This window comes from Diaphorobacter sp. C33, assembly GCF_030503915.1.
GTDB lineage: Bacteria > Pseudomonadota > Gammaproteobacteria > Burkholderiales > Burkholderiaceae_C > Diaphorobacter > Diaphorobacter nitroreducens.
The window spans coordinates 29604-47126 of sequence record NZ_CP129980.1; the positions used below are offsets into that span (position 1 = coordinate 29604).

The 17523-nt window shown below is 65.6% G+C and carries 14 protein-coding genes; 12 read left to right on the plus strand and 2 right to left on the minus strand.

What is annotated here, in order from left to right:
• Positions 1–66: 66 nt before the first annotated feature.
• The 10 genes from aroB (at position 67) to QY917_RS00185 (ending at position 13954) form a co-directional block, all read left to right on the plus strand.
• On the plus strand, positions 67–1158 hold the full coding sequence (gene aroB / locus QY917_RS00140; RefSeq protein ID WP_302078142.1) for a 3-dehydroquinate synthase: 1092 nt from the start codon (positions 67–69) through the stop codon (positions 1156–1158).
• A gap of 60 nt (positions 1159–1218) precedes the next feature.
• Entirely contained in the window at positions 1219–2388 is a 1170-nt protein-coding gene (locus QY917_RS00145; RefSeq protein WP_123675250.1) for a deoxyguanosinetriphosphate triphosphohydrolase, read from the plus strand.
• An 88-nt stretch (positions 2389–2476) separates the two neighbouring features.
• Entirely contained in the window at positions 2477–3094 is a 618-nt protein-coding gene (locus QY917_RS00150) for a DUF1415 domain-containing protein (RefSeq protein WP_302079278.1), read from the plus strand.
• Positions 3091–4020: an SAM-dependent methyltransferase gene (locus QY917_RS00155; RefSeq protein ID WP_012655703.1), complete on the plus strand. Its 930-nt coding sequence runs from the start codon at positions 3091–3093 to the stop codon at positions 4018–4020. Before QY917_RS00150 ends, QY917_RS00155 begins: the two co-directional genes overlap by 4 nt.
• Before the next feature lie 82 nt (positions 4021–4102).
• Positions 4103–4804: a transposase gene (locus tag QY917_RS00160; RefSeq protein WP_012655704.1), complete on the plus strand. Its 702-nt coding sequence runs from the start codon at positions 4103–4105 to the stop codon at positions 4802–4804.
• Between the two features lie 181 nt (positions 4805–4985).
• Positions 4986–9719 (plus strand): glutamate synthase-related protein, encoded by a 4734-nt coding sequence (locus QY917_RS00165; RefSeq protein WP_123675035.1) that lies wholly within the window; start codon positions 4986–4988, stop codon positions 9717–9719.
• 63 nt (positions 9720–9782) lie between these two features.
• The gene (locus tag QY917_RS00170) at positions 9783–11261 is read left to right on the plus strand and encodes a glutamate synthase subunit beta (protein ID WP_012655706.1); all 1479 of its coding nucleotides are present in this window, start codon (positions 9783–9785) and stop codon (positions 11259–11261) included.
• A 317-nt stretch (positions 11262–11578) separates the two neighbouring features.
• Positions 11579–12379, plus strand: a complete 801-nt coding sequence (locus QY917_RS00175) for an amino acid ABC transporter substrate-binding protein (RefSeq protein ID WP_041835888.1) — start codon at positions 11579–11581, stop codon at positions 12377–12379.
• 158 nt (positions 12380–12537) lie between these two features.
• Entirely contained in the window at positions 12538–13191 is a 654-nt protein-coding gene (locus QY917_RS00180; RefSeq protein WP_012655708.1) for an amino acid ABC transporter permease, read from the plus strand.
• Positions 13172–13954 carry an amino acid ABC transporter ATP-binding protein gene (locus QY917_RS00185; protein WP_123675036.1) on the plus strand — a complete coding sequence of 261 codons (783 nt, stop codon included), beginning with the start codon at positions 13172–13174 and terminating at the stop codon, positions 13952–13954. The genes QY917_RS00180 and QY917_RS00185 overlap by 20 nt, the downstream gene beginning before the upstream one ends.
• Positions 13955–14146: 192 nt before the next feature.
• Here the strand turns inward: QY917_RS00185 and speE are convergent, their stop codons facing one another.
• Together speE and speD are read right to left on the minus strand one after the other, a co-directional pair.
• The gene (speE, locus tag QY917_RS00190; RefSeq protein ID WP_123675037.1) at positions 14147–15109 is read right to left on the minus strand and encodes a polyamine aminopropyltransferase; all 963 of its coding nucleotides are present in this window, start codon (positions 15107–15109) and stop codon (positions 14147–14149) included.
• Positions 15109–15519: an adenosylmethionine decarboxylase gene (speD, locus tag QY917_RS00195; protein ID WP_011804197.1), complete on the minus strand. Its 411-nt coding sequence runs from the start codon at positions 15517–15519 to the stop codon at positions 15109–15111. The genes speE and speD overlap by 1 nt, the downstream gene beginning before the upstream one ends.
• Positions 15520–15883: 364 nt before the next feature.
• Here speD and QY917_RS00200 point away from each other — a divergent pair, with 364 nt between their 5' ends.
• Both QY917_RS00200 and mlaE read left to right on the plus strand, forming a co-directional pair.
• Positions 15884–16744: an ABC transporter ATP-binding protein gene (locus QY917_RS00200; protein WP_088887558.1), complete on the plus strand. Its 861-nt coding sequence runs from the start codon at positions 15884–15886 to the stop codon at positions 16742–16744.
• Positions 16741–17523, plus strand: a complete 783-nt coding sequence (gene mlaE, locus QY917_RS00205) for a lipid asymmetry maintenance ABC transporter permease subunit MlaE (protein ID WP_011804199.1) — start codon at positions 16741–16743, stop codon at positions 17521–17523. Before QY917_RS00200 ends, mlaE begins: the two co-directional genes overlap by 4 nt.

The following is a 17523-nucleotide window of genomic DNA, read 5'->3' on the forward strand; positions in this document are numbered from 1 at the left end:
ATAGACCCAGCGGAGGAAAATTGACCTCCGCTGGGTTTTTTTTCTTAAAGACTGAAGGTGTTGTACGTGGAAATCGTAACGATTGATCTTGGTGCCCGCAGCTATCCGATCGAAATTGGTGGGGGGGGGCTGTCCACGCTTGGGGAGCGAGCTGGCATTGGCCTTGCTCAAGCATTGATCGTTTCTAATACGACAGTCGGACCTTTATATGCGCCGAAGCTGCGAGCTGCGCTTACGCAGAGGCATTCCCACGTTCGCATATTGGAATTGCCGGACGGAGAGGAGTACAAGACTTGGAGTACTCTTCAGCTAATTTTCGATGAGTTGCTCAAACATGGCTGTGATCGCAAAACAGTGCTTTATGCTCTGGGCGGCGGCGTCATCGGCGACATGACCGGTTTCGCCGCGGCGTGCTATATGCGCGGCGTGCCCTTCGTGCAGGTGCCCACCACATTGCTGGCGCAAGTGGATTCGTCTGTGGGCGGAAAGACTGCCATCAACCATCCGCTGGGTAAGAACATGATCGGCGCGTTCTATCAGCCTCAGTTGGTGGTATGTGATCTGGACACGTTAAACACTTTGCCGGCGCGCGAGTTGGCGGCGGGCCTGGCCGAGGTGATCAAGTACGGGCCGATCGCAGACATGGAGTTGTTTGCCTGGCTCGAGGCCCACATGGACGCGCTCGTCGCGCGGGAGCGCGGCGCGCTGGCCCACGTGGTCAAGCGCAGCTGCGAGATCAAGGCGGCGGTGGTAGGCGCGGATGAACGCGAAGCCGGGCTGCGCGCCATTTTGAATTTCGGCCATACCTTTGGCCATGCCATCGAGGCGGGCATGGGCTACGGCGTGTGGCTGCATGGCGAAGGGGTTGCCGCAGGCATGGTGATGGCCGCGCATCTATCGCAGCGGCTGGGTTTGGTGGACGGCTCTTTCGTTGAACGCCTGACGCGCCTGATCGAGCGGGCCGGTCTGCCCACACGGGGGCCGGTGCTTGACGCGCAGGACAATGCGGGGCGCTATCTGGAACTCATGCGCGTGGACAAGAAGGCAGAAGGCGGTGAGATCCGCTTCGTGCTGATCGACGGACCCGGCAAAGCCGTCATGCGCTCCGCGCCGGATGCGCTGGTGCGCGAAGTCATCGACCAGTGCTGCGCATCCTAATGTTTACTATAAAAATAGTAGCTGATTGCGCTTTTCTGGTGGGCTTTATGGGGCTGTTTGGTGCTTGAGACGCATTTGGCGTCGTATGCCTGTCATTCGGCGCGCACCCAGGGCAGGCGCCATCCCGAGGCGCCGGCGCCTACGCGTACGGAATACCAGCGGGACCGCGACCGCATCGTGCATTCCACCGCGTTCCGGCGGCTGGTCTACAAGACCCAGGTATTCCTCAACCACGAGGGCGATCTGTTCCGTACGCGGCTCACGCATTCACTGGAGGTTGCGCAGTTGGGGCGCTCCATCGCGCGGTCGCTGAGGCTGAACGAAGACCTTGTCGAGGCCATTTGCCTGGCGCACGACCTGGGACATACGCCCTTCGGCCATGCAGGGCAGGACGCCCTCAACGAGTGCATGGCGGACCATGGAGGCTTCGAGCACAACCTGCAGAGCCTGCGTGTGGTGGACACGCTGGAAGACCGCTACCCCGCCTACGATGGCATCAACCTGACCTACGAGACGCGCGAGGGCATCCTCAAGCACTGCTCGCGGCGCAACGCCGAGCAATTGGAGGCGCGCGAACCCGGTGGTGTGGGGCGGCGTTTCCTCCTCGGCCAGCAGCCGAGCCTGGAGGCTCAGCTGTGCAACCTGGCCGATGAGATTGCCTACAACGCCCACGATATCGATGATGGTGTGCGCTCGGGCCTGATTACGCTGGAGCAGTTGCGCGACGTACCGCTGTTCGACCGCTACCGCGCGCAAGCGCAGAACGACTACCCGCATCTCGCGCAGTCTGAAGGGCGACGCCGATTGCTGAGCGAGGCCATCCGCCGCATGCTCAGTGAGCAGGTGTACGACGTGATCGATGCCACGCGCGCAGCGCTGGCAGAGCATGCGCCCGCTGACGTGGAAGCGGTGCGCCGGCTGCCGGCCCTGGTCGGCTTCTCGCAGGCCATGCGTGGGCAGTCGCAGGTGCTCAAGCGGTTCCTGTTCCAGTCGCTGTACCGCCATCCCCAGGTCATGCAGACTACGGACCGTGCCCGTCAGGTGGTGCGCGACCTGTTCGCCATCTACCAGGCGGACCCGCGGGAAATGCCACCGGTGCAGGCCGGCTGGGCGTTGGATGGCGACGATGCACGCCGTGCGCGCACGGTGGCGGATTTCATCGCAGGCATGACCGACCGGTTTGCCGCCCGAGAGCACGAACGCTTGACCGGTGAGCGCTTGCTGGCCTGATGCGCCAGCCCCGGTGCGCCTGTGCGGCAGGGCAGAGACATACAATGCGAGCCCTCTTCAGACCACGCCCGCCATGACCACCAGACCTATGCCCGACCAGCCCCGCCAGGATGCAGCCGCCTGCGATGACAACGTGGTGGTGGCGGACATGGTGCGCTGGCTTGAGCGTGCCGTCATCGGACTCAACCTGTGCCCGTTCGCCAAAAGCGTGCATGTAAAGGACCAGATCCACTACGTGGTGAGCCATGCCACGGATGCGCGTGAACTGTTGCAAGACCTGGCAGCCGAGCTGGAGGCGCTGGCCGAAGCCTCTCCCGAAAAGCGGGACACCACGCTGCTCATCGCGCCGCTGGCCATGCCGGACTTTCTGGATTTCAACGACTTCCTGGAGTTGGCCGACGAGCTCGTCGAATCCATGGACCTGGCGGGCATCCTGCAGGTTGCGTCGTTCCACCCGCACTTCCAGTTCGAGGGCACCCTCGCTGACGATGTGACCAACTGCACCAACCGCGCGCCTTATCCCACGCTGCATTTGCTGCGCGAGGAAAGCATCGACCGCGCGGTGGAAGTGTTTCCCGAGGCGCAAGAGATCTTCGAGCGCAACATTGAATTGCTGGAGCGCCTGGGCGCGGCCGGATGGGCCGATCTGGACGTGGGGCCCCACTGGCCAGCTGGCGCGGCTGCGAAGGGTGCTCCGCAAGTATGAGCCGCTCTACCACCACCGGGCAGCCGCACCGCAGTGCGCGTGCCAAGTCGGGCACGCAGCAGACGGGCGCCGCCGACGCTGCGGTGCTGGCCGAACTGCGGCCAGGCCAATCCGTGGAGTTGCTCAAGGAACTGCACATCCTCACGCGCGAGGGACGGCTCAACCAGGACTCGCGCCGCAAGCTCAAGCAGGTCTATCACCTCTACCAGTTCATCGAGCCACTGCTCGCCGAGCTGTCCGCCGATGGCCACGCGCCGCTGCTGGCCGACCATGGCGCGGGCAAGTCCTACCTGGGTTTCATTCTCTACGACCTGTTCTTCAAGCAGCTCGGCCGTGGCGAGATTTACGGTATCGAGTGGCGCGCGGAATTGGTGCAGCGTTCACGTGAATTGGCGCAGCGCTTGGGGTTCGCACGCATGCACTTCCTGGACATGGCGGTGGCGGATGCCGCGGGCGCGGCAGAGCTGCCCGAGCGCTTTGACATCGTGACCGCACTGCATGCCTGCGACACGGCGACTGATGATGCGATTGCCTTCGGCCTGCGCAAGCAGGCGCGTGCCATGGTGCTGGTGCCTTGTTGCCAAGCCGAGGTGGCGGCCTGCCTGCGCGGCACCAAGGCGCTGAGCCTGTCGCGCACGCCGCTGGCCGAGTTGTGGCGCCACCCGATCCACACGCGCGAGATGGGCAGCCAGATCACCAATGTGTTGCGGTGCCTGCATTTGGAAGCCAGCGGTTACCAGGTCACGGTGACGGAGTTGGTGGGCTGGGAGCACAGCATGAAGAACGAGCTGATCCTGGCGCGCTACACCGGCCAGAAGAAGCGCAGCGCGCGTGAGCGGCTGGCGGCCATACTCGAAGAGTTCGGGTTGGCGCAGGCCCTGGGGTCGCGCTTCGGTCTGGATGACGCCGGGTCGGTGGCGGTATGAGCCATTTAAGCCTCTAGCGCCCGCCAATAAAGCGCTAGAAGCTATAGATTTAAGAGCAATTGAACGGTCCCAAGACGGTTTCATGGCCCGCCTTCCCCGCCTCGCCCTCGCTGGCTACCCGCACCACATCATCCAGCGTGGCAACAACCGCCAGCCGATCTTCCTGGATGCCGCGGACCGGGAGCTCATGTGGTCGTTGCTGGTCGAGCATGCGCGGCAGCAGCAGGTGGCGGTGCACGCCTATGTGCTCATGGACAACCATTTCCACCTGCTGGCCACGCCGCAGGAGGGCAAATCGCTGCCTCTGATGATGCAAGCCGTGGGGCGCAGCTATGTGCGGCGCTTCAACCAGCGCCATGGGCGTTCGGGCACGCTATGGGAAGGGCGCTACCGCAGTGCCGTATTGCAGGCGGAGCGCTATCTGCTGCCCTGCATGGCATATCTGGACCTCAACCCCGTGCGCGCGGGCCTGTGCGCCGCGGCGGCGGACTTCCGGTGGTCCAGCCACGGCCACTACATTGGCCTGCGCAGTGATCGTCTCATCACGCCGCATGCCCTCTACTGGGCCTTGGGCAACACCCCCTTTGCCCGCGACGCGGCCTATGCCGCACTCGTGCAGGCGGGGATTTCCGCCAGCGAACAGGCGGCACTGACGCAGTCGGGCCTGAACGGCTGGGCCCTGGGGGATGACGGGTTTGTGCAGGCTCTGCAACAGCTGACCCCCCGTCGGCTCACCCGAGCACGCGCGGGGCGTCCCGCTTCCGTGGTTCCACCCAAACCGTAATTGGCCTGCACTTTCATTGTGACGACTGGTTTTACTGCTCCTGAGTTTGATGTGTCCCTAATAAAAACGCACCAATAAAGTGCGCGGACTTTTTGGTATCTGACCCCGATTAAAATGCTTGCGCCGCCATGTTGCGTTGCACTACGCTTGCGTTCCCTGCGAATCTTTGAGGAAGCGCGCCATGACCAAGGCTGCCGAAATCCAGCATCTGCAACAGCACGGCCTGTATGCATCCAGCAATGAACACGACGCCTGTGGCCTGGGCTTCGTGGCCCATATCAAGGGCGTGAAGCGGCACGACATCGTGACCGGCGCGCTCAAGATTCTGGAGAACCTGGACCACCGCGGCGCCGTGGGAGCCGACAAGCTCATGGGCGACGGCGCGGGCATCCTGATCCAGATTCCCGACCAGCTCTACCGCGAGGAAATGGCGCGTCAGGGCGTGGAGTTGCCCCCCGCCGGTGAATACGGCGTGGGCATGATCTTCCTGCCCAAAGAGCACGCCAGCCGCCTGGCCTGCGAGCAGGAGATGGAGCGCGCCATCAAGGCCGAGGGCCAGGTGCTGCTGGGCTGGCGCGACGTGCCGGTGAATCTGGACATGCCTATGTCGCCCACCGTGCGCGAGAAGGAGCCCATCCTGCGCCAGGTCTTCATCGGTCGCGGTTCGGACGTGATCGTGCAGGATGCGCTGGAGCGCAAGCTCTACGTGATCCGCAAGACGGCCAGCGCCGCCATCCAGGGCCTGAAGCTCAAGCACAGCAAAGAATATTACGTGCCTAGCATGAGCAGCCGCACCGTGGTCTACAAGGGCCTGCTGCTGGCCGACCAGGTGGGCGTGTACTACCTCGACCTGGCGGACGAGCGCTGCGTCTCCGCCATCGGCCTGGTGCACCAGCGCTTTTCCACCAACACCTTCCCCGAGTGGCCGCTGGCCCACCCCTACCGCTATGTGGCGCACAACGGGGAGATCAACACCGTGCGCGGCAACTACAACTGGATGCTGGCACGCGAAGGCGTGATGGCCTCGCCCGTGCTGGGCGAAGACCTGAAGAAGCTGTACCCCATCAGCTTTGCCGGCCAGTCCGACACCGCCACCTTCGACAACTGCCTGGAACTGCTGACCATGGCCGGCTACCCCATCAGCCAGGCCGTGATGATGATGATCCCCGAACCGTGGGAGCAGCACGAGTCCATGGACGAGCGCCGCCGCGCGTTCTATGAGTATCACGCCGCGATGATCGAGCCGTGGGACGGCCCGGCCTCCATCGTGTTCACCGATGGCCGCCAGATCGGCGCCACGCTGGACCGCAACGGCCTGCGCCCCTCGCGCTACGTGGTGACCGACGACGATCTGGTGATCCTGGCCTCCGAAGCCGGCGTGCTGCCCGTGCCGGACGGCAAGATCGTGCGCAAATGGCGCCTGCAGCCGGGCAAGATGCTGCTGATCGACCTGGAGCAGGGCCGCCTGATCGAAGACGACGAGCTCAAGGCCAACATCGTCAACACCAAGCCCTACAAGCAGTGGATCGAGAACCTGCGCATCAAGCTTGATGACGTGAAGGTGGGCGAATCGGCCGTGCAGCCAGCCGCGTCCGCGCTGCCGCTGCTGGAGCGCCAGCAGGCCTTCGGCTTCACGCAAGAGGACATCAAGTTCCTGCTCGCCCCCATGGCGAAGAACGGCGAGGAGGGCGTGGGCTCCATGGGCAACGACAGCCCCCTCGCCGTGCTGTCGGACAAGAACAAGCCGCTGTACAACTACTTCCGCCAGATGTTCGCGCAGGTGACCAACCCGCCGATCGACCCGATCCGCGAGGCCATCGTGATGAGCCTGGTGTCCTTCGTGGGCCCCAAGCCCAACCTGCTGGACATCAACCAGGTGAACCCGCCGATGCGCCTGGAGCTGCACCAGCCCATCCTCGACTTCGAGGGCATGGCCAAGCTGCGCCAGATCGAGCAGCACACACACGGCAAGTTCAAGAGCGCCACCATCGACATCACCTACCCGCTGGCCTGGGGCAAGCAGGGCGTGGAGGCCAAGCTGGCCTCGCTGTGCGCGCAGGCCGTCGATGAGATCAAGGGCGGCGCCAACATCCTCATCATCAGCGACCGCAACCTGAGCGCTACGCAGGTGGCGATCCCTGCGCTGCTGGCGCTGTCGGCCATCCACCAGCACCTGGTGCGCGAGGGCCTGCGCACCACGGCCGGCCTGGTGGTGGAGACCGGCACGGCGCGCGAAGTGCACCACTTCGCGGTGCTCGCCGGCTACGGCGCCGAGGCGGTGCACCCCTACCTGGCGCTGGAGACGCTGGTGGACATGCACCAGGAGCTCAGCGGCGATCTGTCTGCCGACAAGGCCATCTACAACTACGTCAAGGCGGTGGGCAAAGGTCTGTCCAAGATCATGTCCAAGATGGGCGTGTCCACCTACATGAGCTACTGCGGCGCGCAGCTGTTTGAAGCCGTGGGCCTGAACAGCGACACGGTGCAGAAGTACTTCACGGGCACGGCCAGCCGCGTGGAAGGCATCGGCGTGTTCGAGATCGCCGAGGAAGCCATCCGCACCCACCTGGCCGCGTTCAGCGACGACCCGGTGCTGGAGACCATGCTGGACGCCGGCGGCGAATATGCCTGGCGTGCGCGCGGCGAGGAGCACATGTGGACGCCCGACGCCATCGCCAAGCTGCAGCACTCCACGCGTGCGAACAACTTCAGCACGTACAAGGAATACGCGCAGATCATCAATGACCAGGCCAAGCGCCACATGACGCTGCGCGGCCTGTTCGAATTCAAATTCGATCCGACCAAGGCGATCCCGGTGGAAGAGGTCGAACCCGCCAAGGACATCGTCAAGCGCTTCGCCACCGGTGCCATGTCGCTGGGCTCCATCTCCACCGAGGCGCATGCCACGCTGGCCGTGGCCATGAACCGCATTGGCGGCAAGAGCAACACTGGCGAGGGCGGCGAGGACCCCAAGCGCTACCGCAACGAGCTCAAAGGCATTCCGATCCAGCAAGGCGAGACGCTGTCGTCCATCATCGGCAGCGACAAGGTGCAGGCCGACATCCCGCTGCTCAATGGCGACTCGCTGCGCTCCAAGATCAAGCAGGTGGCATCGGGCCGCTTCGGCGTGACGGCGGAGTACCTGGCCTCGTCCGACCAGATCCAGATCAAGATGGCACAGGGCGCCAAGCCCGGCGAGGGCGGCCAGCTGCCGGGCGGCAAGGTGTCCGACTACATCGGCGCGCTGCGCCACAGCGTGCCGGGCGTGGGCCTCATCAGCCCGCCGCCGCACCACGACATCTACTCCATCGAAGACCTGGCGCAGCTCATCCACGACCTGAAGAACGTGGCGCCGCATGCCGACATCTCGGTCAAGCTGGTGTCCGAAGTCGGTGTGGGCACCATTGCGGCCGGCGTGGCCAAGTGCAAGAGCGACCACGTGGTGATCGCCGGGCACGACGGCGGCACGGGCGCATCGCCCTGGTCGTCCATCAAGCACGCGGGCAGCCCCTGGGAGATCGGCCTGGCCGAGACCCAGCAGACCCTGGTGCTCAACCGCCTGCGCGGCCGCATCCGCGTGCAGGCCGACGGCCAGATGAAGACCGGCCGCGACGTGGTCATCGGTGCGCTGCTGGGCGCCGACGAGTTCGGCTTCGCCACCGCGCCGCTGGTGGTCGAGGGCTGCATCATGATGCGCAAGTGCCACCTGAACACCTGCCCGGTGGGCGTGGCCACGCAGGACCCGGCGCTGCGCGCCAAGTTCTCGGGCAAGCCCGAGCACGTGGTGAACTACTTCTTCTTCATCGCCGAAGAAGTGCGCCAGATCATGGCCCAGCTGGGTGTGCGCAGCTTCAACGAGCTGATCGGCCGCACCGACCTGCTGGACACCCGCAAGGGCATCGAACACTGGAAGGCCCAGGGCCTGGATTTCTCGCGCCTGTTCGCGCAGCCGCTCGTGGGCCCGGAAGTGGCGCGCTACCACGTCGAGTCGCAGGACCATGCGCTGGAGAAGTCGCTGGACGTGAAGCTCATCGAGCGCTGCAAGCCCGCCATCGAGCGCGGCGAGAGCGTGCGCATCATGGAGGTGGCCAAGAACGTCAACCGCTCGGTGGGCGCCATGCTGTCGGGCGCGGTGACCAAGGTGCATCCCGAAGGGCTGCCGGACGACACCGTGCGCATCCACTTCGAGGGCACGGGCGGCCAGTCCTTCGGCGCATTCCTGTGCAAGGGCGTCACGCTGAACCTGACGGGCGAGGCCAACGACTACACCGGCAAGGGCCTGTCGGGCGGCCGCGTGATCGTGCGCCCCAGCCATGAGTTCCGCGGCGAGGCCGTGGGCAACACCATCGTCGGCAACACCGTGATGTTCGGCGCCACCAGCGGCGAGGCGTTCTTCGCCGGCGTGGCGGGCGAGCGCTTCGCGGTGCGCCTGTCGGGCGCCACGGCGGTGGTCGAGGGCGTGGGCGACCACGGCTGCGAGTACATGACCGGCGGCACCGTGGTGGTGCTGGGCAAGACGGGCCGCAACTTCGCGGCGGGCATGAGCGGCGGCATTGCCTACGTCTACGACGAGGACGGCAAGTTCGACTCGCGTTGCAACCTCTCCATGGTGACGCTGGAGCGCATCCTGCCGGGCGAGGAGCAGGCGGTCCACATGGGCCGCGGCATCTGGCACCGCGACCAGACGGACGAAGCCCTGCTCAAGAAGCTGCTGGAGGACCACAGCCGCTGGACGGGTAGCAAGCGCGCCCGCGAGATCCTGGACAACTGGGCCGCGTCGCGCAGCAAATTCGTCAAGGTCTTCCCGACCGAGTACAAGCGTGCCCTGTCGGAAATCTATGAAAGAAAAGTGCTGGAAGAGCAGGCTACACCTGCGGTAGCAGCTCCTAAAACGGAAGCGGTAGCCGCCAAGTAACTCGCGCGGGCGGGGCCTGGGGCCCCGCTGCGGCAGCATGCACAAAGACAGGACACCACGATCATGGGCAAGACCACAGGTTTCATGGAATACGAGCGCATCGAGGAGGGCTACAAGCCCGTTGGCGAGCGCCTCAAACACTACAAGGAATTCGTCATCGGCCTTGATGACGCGCAGGCCAAGCTGCAGGGCGCCCGCTGCATGGATTGCGGCACGCCGTTCTGCAACAACGGCTGCCCGGTGAACAACATCATCCCGGACTTCAACGACCTCGTTTACCACCAGGACTGGAAGAGCGCGATCGCGGTGCTGCACAGCACCAACAACTTCCCCGAGTTCACCGGCCGCATCTGCCCCGCACCCTGCGAGGCCGCCTGCACGCTGAACATCAACGACGACGCGGTGGGCATCAAGAGCATCGAGCACGCCATCATCGACCGCGCCTGGGAGCACGGCTGGGTGCAGCCGCAGCCGGCTGCCCGCAAGACGGGCAAGAAAGTAGCCGTGGTGGGCGCCGGCCCGGCGGGCCTGGCGGCCGCGCAGCAACTGGCGCGCGCCGGGCATGACGTCACGCTGTTCGAGAAGAACGACCGCGTGGGCGGCCTGCTGCGCTACGGCATCCCCGACTTCAAGCTGGACAAGGCGCACATCGACCGCCGCGTGGAACAACTGGTAGCCGAGGGCGTGACGATCCGTACCGGCGTCTTCATTGGCGCGGCCAAGGACGGGCTGGGCAAGGGTTCCAAGGTCACCAACTGGTCCAAGGAAACCATCACGCCCGAGCAGCTGCGAAAGGACTTCGACGCCGTGCTGCTGACGGGGGGCGCCGAGCAGTCGCGCGACCTGCCCGTGCCGGGGCGCGAACTGGACGGCATTCACTTCGCGATGGAGTTCCTGCCGCAGCAGAACAAGGTCAACGCGGGCGACAAGCTCAAGGGCCAGATCCGCGCGGACGGCAAGCATGTCATCGTCATCGGCGGCGGTGACACGGGCAGCGACTGTGTGGGCACCAGCAACCGCCATGGCGCGGCCAGCGTCACGCAGTTCGAGCTGATGCCCATGCCGCCAAGCCAAGAGAACAAGCCCCTGGTGTGGCCCTACTGGCCGTACAAGCTGCGCACCAGCTCCAGCCACGAGGAGGGCTGCGAGCGCGCGTTCGCCATCGCCACCAAGGAGTTCATCGGCGACGGCAAGAAGGTCACGGGCCTCAAGACCGTGCAGGTGGAGTTCAAGGATGGCAAGTTCATCGAGGTCCCCGGCACCGAGAAGGAATACCAGGCCGACCTGGTGCTGCTGGCCATGGGTTTCGTGAGCCCGGTGGCTGCCGTGCTGGACGCCTTCGGAGTGGACAAGGATGCGCGGGGCAATGCCCAGGCCACGACGGACTTCACCGGCGGCTATGCGACCAGCGCGCCCAAGGTGTTCGCCGCCGGCGACATGCGCCGCGGCCAGTCGCTGGTGGTCTGGGCCATCCGCGAAGGCCGCCAGGCCGCGCGTGCGGTGGATGAATTCCTGATGGGGGAAAGCAGTCTGCCGCGCTGAGGCGGGAATCCCTCGCCATTGGGCAATTACAGAAGGCGGTCGCAGCCGCAGTCTGCTTACCCGTCTACCCGCACAACGGCGCCCTGGGGCGCCGTTGTGCTTATTTTTTGATAGCTGCTCGCGCTTGCTGGACGGGCGCTGCGGCAGTTATTGGCATCAAATCCCCCGTTCCAGCGCTGCGAGTGGGCGCAGTCTCCGCATCGGTGGGACAATTCAGGGTTTGCCCGGTCATGGGCTTGCTGCGCGACCTTCCTGGTCGAGCGGCGTGCCCGGGCCGTTTGTTCGTTCCGACTGTTCTTTTCAAGAATCGCTACACCATGAAGAAGTTTGCCGCCGTTGCCCTGCTGACCCTGGGCGCCGTGCTGGTGGGTTGCTCCAAGCAGGAACCCGCCGCCCCCGCAGCCGCGCCTGCACCCGCCCCGGCCGCCGTCACGAAGATCGTCGTGGGCCTGGACGACAACTTCCCGCCCATGGGCTTCCGCGACGAGAAGAACGAGCTGGTGGGCTTTGACATCGACATGGCCAAGGAAGCCGCCAAGCGCCTGGGCGTGGAGGTGGAGTTCAAGCCCATCGATTGGAGCGCCAAGGAAGCCGAGCTGTCCGGCAAGCGCGTGGATGCGCTGTGGAACGGCCTGACCATCACCGAGGAGCGCAAGCAGAACATCCTGTTCACCGCGCCCTACATGGAGAACCACCAGATCATCGTGGTGCCCGCAGGCTCCGCCATCAAGGCCAAGGCCGATCTGGCCGGCAAGGTCGTCGGTGCGCAGGAAGGCTCCAGCGCCGTGGACGCCATCAAGAAGGAAGAGGCTGTCTTCAAGTCGTTCAAGGAACTCAAGACCTTCGGCGACAACGTGACCGCCCTGATGGATCTGACCACCGGCCGCCTGGAAGCCGTGGTGGTGGACGAGGTGGTGGGCCGCTACTACGTAGCCAAGAAGCCTGACCAGTACGCCGTGCTGGACGATAACTTTGGCACCGAAGAGTACGGCGTGGGCGTGCGCAAGGACGACACCGAACTGCATGGCAAGCTGGACAAGGCGCTGGCCGACATGAAGCAGGACGGCAGCGCCGCCAAGATTGCCGAGCAGTGGTTCGGCAAGAACATCATCAAGTAAGCAAGACCCTTCGCGCTTCTTCTCCCGCAAGGGGCGCGACCCCGGCACCGGCCGCCTTGGAACAGGGCGGCCGGTGTTGTTTCGTTGAGGCCCCAAGCCGCGACAATGCCGGGAACGCGGCGCCGCAGCTGTGCTGGCGCCGCACGCTGAGGCTTCGTATGGACTACGTTCTTTCCCTTCTGGGGCCGCTGGCGCAAGGCGCCGCGGTCACCCTGAAGCTGTTTGCGATCACGCTGGTACTGGCCGTGCCCCTGGGGCTGGTGCTGGCCCTGGCGCGCGTGTCGCGCTTTGCGCCCCTGTCGGCGGCGGTCAATGGCTACATCTGGCTCATGCGCGGCACGCCGCTCATGCTGCAGATGCTGTTCATCTACTTCGCGCTGCCCTTCGTGCCGGTGATCGGCGTGCGCTTGCCGGACTTCCCCGCCGCCGTGGCGGCCTTCGCACTGAACTACGCGGCCTATTTCGCCGAGATCTTCCGCGCCGGCATCCAGTCGGTGGACCGTGGCCAGTACGAGGCAGCCAAGGTGCTGGGCATGAGCTACGGCCAGACCATGCGCCGCATCGTGCTGCCGCAGATGGTGCGCAGCATCCTGCCGCCCATGAGCAATGAGACCATCACCCTGGTCAAGGACACGTCCCTCATCTACGTGCTGGCCCTGAACGATCTGCTGCGCGCCGCGCGCGGCATCGTGCAGCGCGACTTCACGACCACGCCCTTCATCGTTGCCGCCGCCTTCTATCTCGTCATGACCCTGGTGCTCACCTGGGGCTTCCAGCGCCTGGAGAAACGCTATGCCAAGTTTGACCAGTGACGCCACGCAGATGATCGAGGCGCGCGACGTGCGCAAGGCCTTCGGCCATGTGCAGGTGTTGCGCGGCGTGTCGCTGTCGGTGCACCGTGGCGAGGTGGTGGCGGTGATCGGCCCGTCGGGCTCCGGCAAGAGCACCTTTCTGCGCTGCCTGAACCACCTGGAAACCATCGACAGCGGCCACATCGCCATCGAAGGCGAAACCCTGGCCACGACCGACGCGCAGGGGCGCTGCGCCTACGTGTCCGATGCCGAGGTGCGCCGCATTGGCGCCAAGACCGGCATGGTGTTCCAGCATTTCAACCTGTTCCCGCACCTCACGGTGCTGGAGAACCTGATCGAGGCGCCCATGGTGGTGCAGGGCCTGGCGCGCGATGCGGCCATCGCCCGCGCCGAGACGCTGCTGGACAAGGTGGGCCTGGCGCAGAAGCGGGACAACTATCCCTCGCGCCTGTCGGGCGGCCAGAAGCAACGCGTGGCGATCGCGCGTGCGCTGTGCATGGAGCCCGACATCATGCTGTTCGACGAGCCCACCTCGGCGCTGGACCCCGAACTCACGGGCGAGGTGCTGCGCACCATGCGCGAGCTGGCCGAGGAGCGCATGACCATGCTGGTCGTCACGCACGAGATGGGTTTTGCGCGCGAGGTGGCGAATACCGTGGCCTTCATGGACCAGGGTGAACTCATCGCGGCGCGTCCGGCCGGGGAGTTCTTTGCCGATCCCGGGCATGAGCGGGCGCGGGCGTTCCTGCAGCACATGCTTTGAAGGTCTAGCGCCGAATTGGGCTCTAGCGGTTATGAGATAAGCGCTGGAAGCTATGTTTTTAGTAGCTAATGGGATTCTGTGTCGCTGGCGGGGACGGCCTCGGCCAGCGACATCCAACCCTGCGCAGGGGCTTAAAAAAAGATAGCTGCCAGCGCTCGCCCAGCAAGCGCTAGGCGGCGATTGGGCTAGACATTACGCGGCAGCGTACACCATCACCTCCGGCAACTCCGCCGGATCCCGTACCTCTTCCAGCACATCCCCGCTGTGCAGCGGCAGCGCAGGCCGATCCAGCAGCGCACGCGCGAAGTTCGGCTGTGCCAGCAGCGCGTGGTGCACGGCCCCGTTGTACAGCTGCAGATCGCCCAGGCCGCGCGCGGCGATGCGTGCGTCCACCTCGTCGGCGCTGAGCCGGGCGGGGTCGGTGCTGTCCGATGCCATGCCCATGCACCACAACGTGCCGTACAGCGGCACGTACTGCAGATAGGGGCGGAAGATGGGAAACACCGCGCGCACCGAGGCGGCGATGCGCCCCAGGCTCTCGGGCAGGTGCACGGGCGAGCCCAGGTGCAGCGAAAGCACGCCGCCCGGGTTCAGCGCGCGGCGGCAGGCGGCGTAGAACTCCATGGTGTACAGCTCCACGGCAGGGCCGAAGGGGTCGGTCAGGTCCAGGACGATCTGGTCGAAGCGCTCCTCGGTCTGGCCGATGAATGCGCGCGCGTCGCCCAGGCGCACCTCCAGGCGCGGGTCGTCAAAGGCGCCACGGTGGATCTGGCCCAGCCAATCGCGGGCCATGGCAATCACCTCGCCATCCAGCTCGGCCAGCACCACCTGCTCGATGCCGGGCAGCTTCAGCAGCTCCTCGGCGGCGCCGCCGTCCCCCCCGCCCACGACCAGCGCACGGCGCACGCCGGGGTGGGCGATGGCCGGCAGGTGCACCATCGGCTCGTGGTAGAAGAATTCGTCGCGCTCGCTGGTCATGAAGCAGCCGTCGATGCGCATCACGCGGCCGAACTGCGGGTTGTCGAAGACCTCGATGTGCTGCCAGGCCGACTGGCGTTCGGCCAGCAGGCGGCGGTCGCTGAGGTAAAAGCCGAAGTCGGCGTTCAGGCGCTCGGCCACGTAGCGCGTGGCCTGCGCGGTGGGGGCGCCGCTCATCAGGCGCGGTCGACGCGGTGCAGGTGCGGATCGGCCGGATTGAAGGCGGCCTGCAGGTCGTCGAAGAGCTTCTGCGCCTTGGGGCGGTTGTTTTCCGTGTAGTTGCACACGTACACGTCCAGCGTGACGTAGCCCGCCTCGGGCCAGGTGTGGATGGACAAGTGCGACTCGGCCAACACCACCACGCCGGTGACGCCGCCGCCTTCGCCAAAGCTGTGGAACAGGCTGCCCACGGTGGTCAGCCCGGCGGCGGCCACGCGCTCCTTGCAGAACGATTCCAGGTGCGCGGCGTCCAACATCAGGCGGCTGTCGCAGAGACAGCCATACAGGTCGCCGATCAGGTGCAGGCCCGTGGCCTGGCGCTGGGGGACGGGAGCCGGGATGGGGACGACGGACTGGAGATTCTTCATTGATCTGGAGCCTTTTCTCTTTCTGCGGGGGTGGCAGGAAACGGTGCCGCGGTCGGACGCCGTCCGCCGGGTACCGACCAGCACGCTGCCGGGAGGCAGACGCGCAACGGAAGAAAAGGGAATGTCGCAGGCACATTGCCGCGCCTTCGTTCCGTTGTGCGTCGGTGACGCCCATGCAGCAACGCTGACAAGCAATCCGCCCGGAGGGTCGGGCGGGACATTTCTTAAGAACCGGCGAGTATAGCCAAACGTCATATGCAAACCACAGGTTTTAATGAGAGGCGCAGCCGAGCAGAGGGGTTTCCCCTATGATGCCGGGTTCGCCTCGCGCTCTGTCGTAGAGCTGGGCGTATCTGCATACACCATGTCCTCCCCACCCTCATCGCCGGGCGACGCCCTCGTGGAACTGCGCAACGTCACCTTCGGGTACGGCGAGCGGGTGATCCTGCGCGACCTGTCGCTGGCCGTGCCGCGTGGCAAGGTCACGGCGCTGATGGGTGCTTCGGGCGGGGGCAAGACGACGGTGCTGCGCCTCATTGGCGGCCAGCAGCGCGCCCAGCAGGGCGAGGTGCTGGTGGGCGGCCAGGACGTAGGGCGCATGGATACCGCACAGTTGTATGCCGCGCGCCGACGCATGGGCATGCTGTTCCAGTTCGGCGCATTGTTCACCGACATGAGCGTGTACGAGAACGTGGCCTTTCCGCTGCGCGAGCACACCGATCTGCCCGAGGACCTGATCCGCGACATCGTGCTCATGAAGCTGCATGCCGTGGGCTTGCGGGGAGCGCGGGACTTGATGCCCAGCCAGATCTCCGGCGGCATGGCGCGGCGGGTTGCCCTGGCACGGGCCATTGCCCTGGACCCCGAGCTCATCATGTACGACGAGCCGTTCGCCGGGCTTGACCCGATCTCGCTGGGTACTGCGGCGCAACTCATCCGCCAACTCAACGATGCCATGGGGCTGACCACCATCGTCGTCTCGCACGATCTGGAAGAGACCTTCCGCCTGGCGGACCACGTCATCATCCTGGGGCCCGGCACGGTGGCCGCCCAGGGCACGCCCGAAGAGGTGCGCGCCAGCACGGATCCGCTGGTGCACCAGTTCGTGCACGCGCTGCCTACCGGGCCGGTGCCGTTCCACTACCCCGGCCCCAGCGTGGCCGACGATTTCGGCCCCTTGCGCTCGCCCAGCGTGGACGCCCACGCCAGCGGAGGTACCCCATGAGCTGGTGGCGTCCCACGCACGTAGGCTACGCCGTGCGCACGAAGCTGGCCGATGTGGGCATGGGCGCGCGCCTGTTCGCGCGGCTGCTGGGGCTGTTCGGCGACGTGATGCGCCGCCCTGGCCTGGTGCGTGACCAGGTGCACTTCCTGGGCAACTATTCGCTGTCCATCATCGCCATGTCGGGCCTGTTTGTGGGCTTCGTGCTTGCGCTGCAGGGCTACAACGTGCTGCAGCTCTATGGCTCGGCCAACTCACTGGGCCTGGTGGTCACGTTGGGCCTGGTGCGCGAGCTGGGGCCCGTGGTCACGGCGCTGCTGTTTGCCGGACGCGCGGGCACGTCGCTCACGGCCGAGATCGGTTTGATGCGCGCCGGCGAACAGCTGTCGGCCATGGAAATGATGGCCGTGGACCCGGTGCGCCGCATCCTGGCGCCGCGCTTTTGGGGCGGCGTGATCGCCATGCCGCTGCTGGCACTGGTGTTCAACGCGGTGGGTGTGATCGGTGGCTGGCTGGTCGGCGTGGTGCTCATCGGCGTGGACGGCGGGGCGTTTTGGGGCCAGATGCAAAGCGGTGTCGACGTCTGGAAGGACGTGGGCAACGGCATCGTCAAGAGCCTCGCGTTCGGCGTGGCCGTCACCTTCATCGCGGTGCTGCAGGGCTTCGTGGCCAAGCCGACGCCGGAAGGCGTCTCGCGCGCCACCACGCGCACGGTGGTGATGGCGTCGCTGTCCGTGCTGGGGCTGGACTTCGTCCTCACCGCCTTGATGTTCAGTATCTGA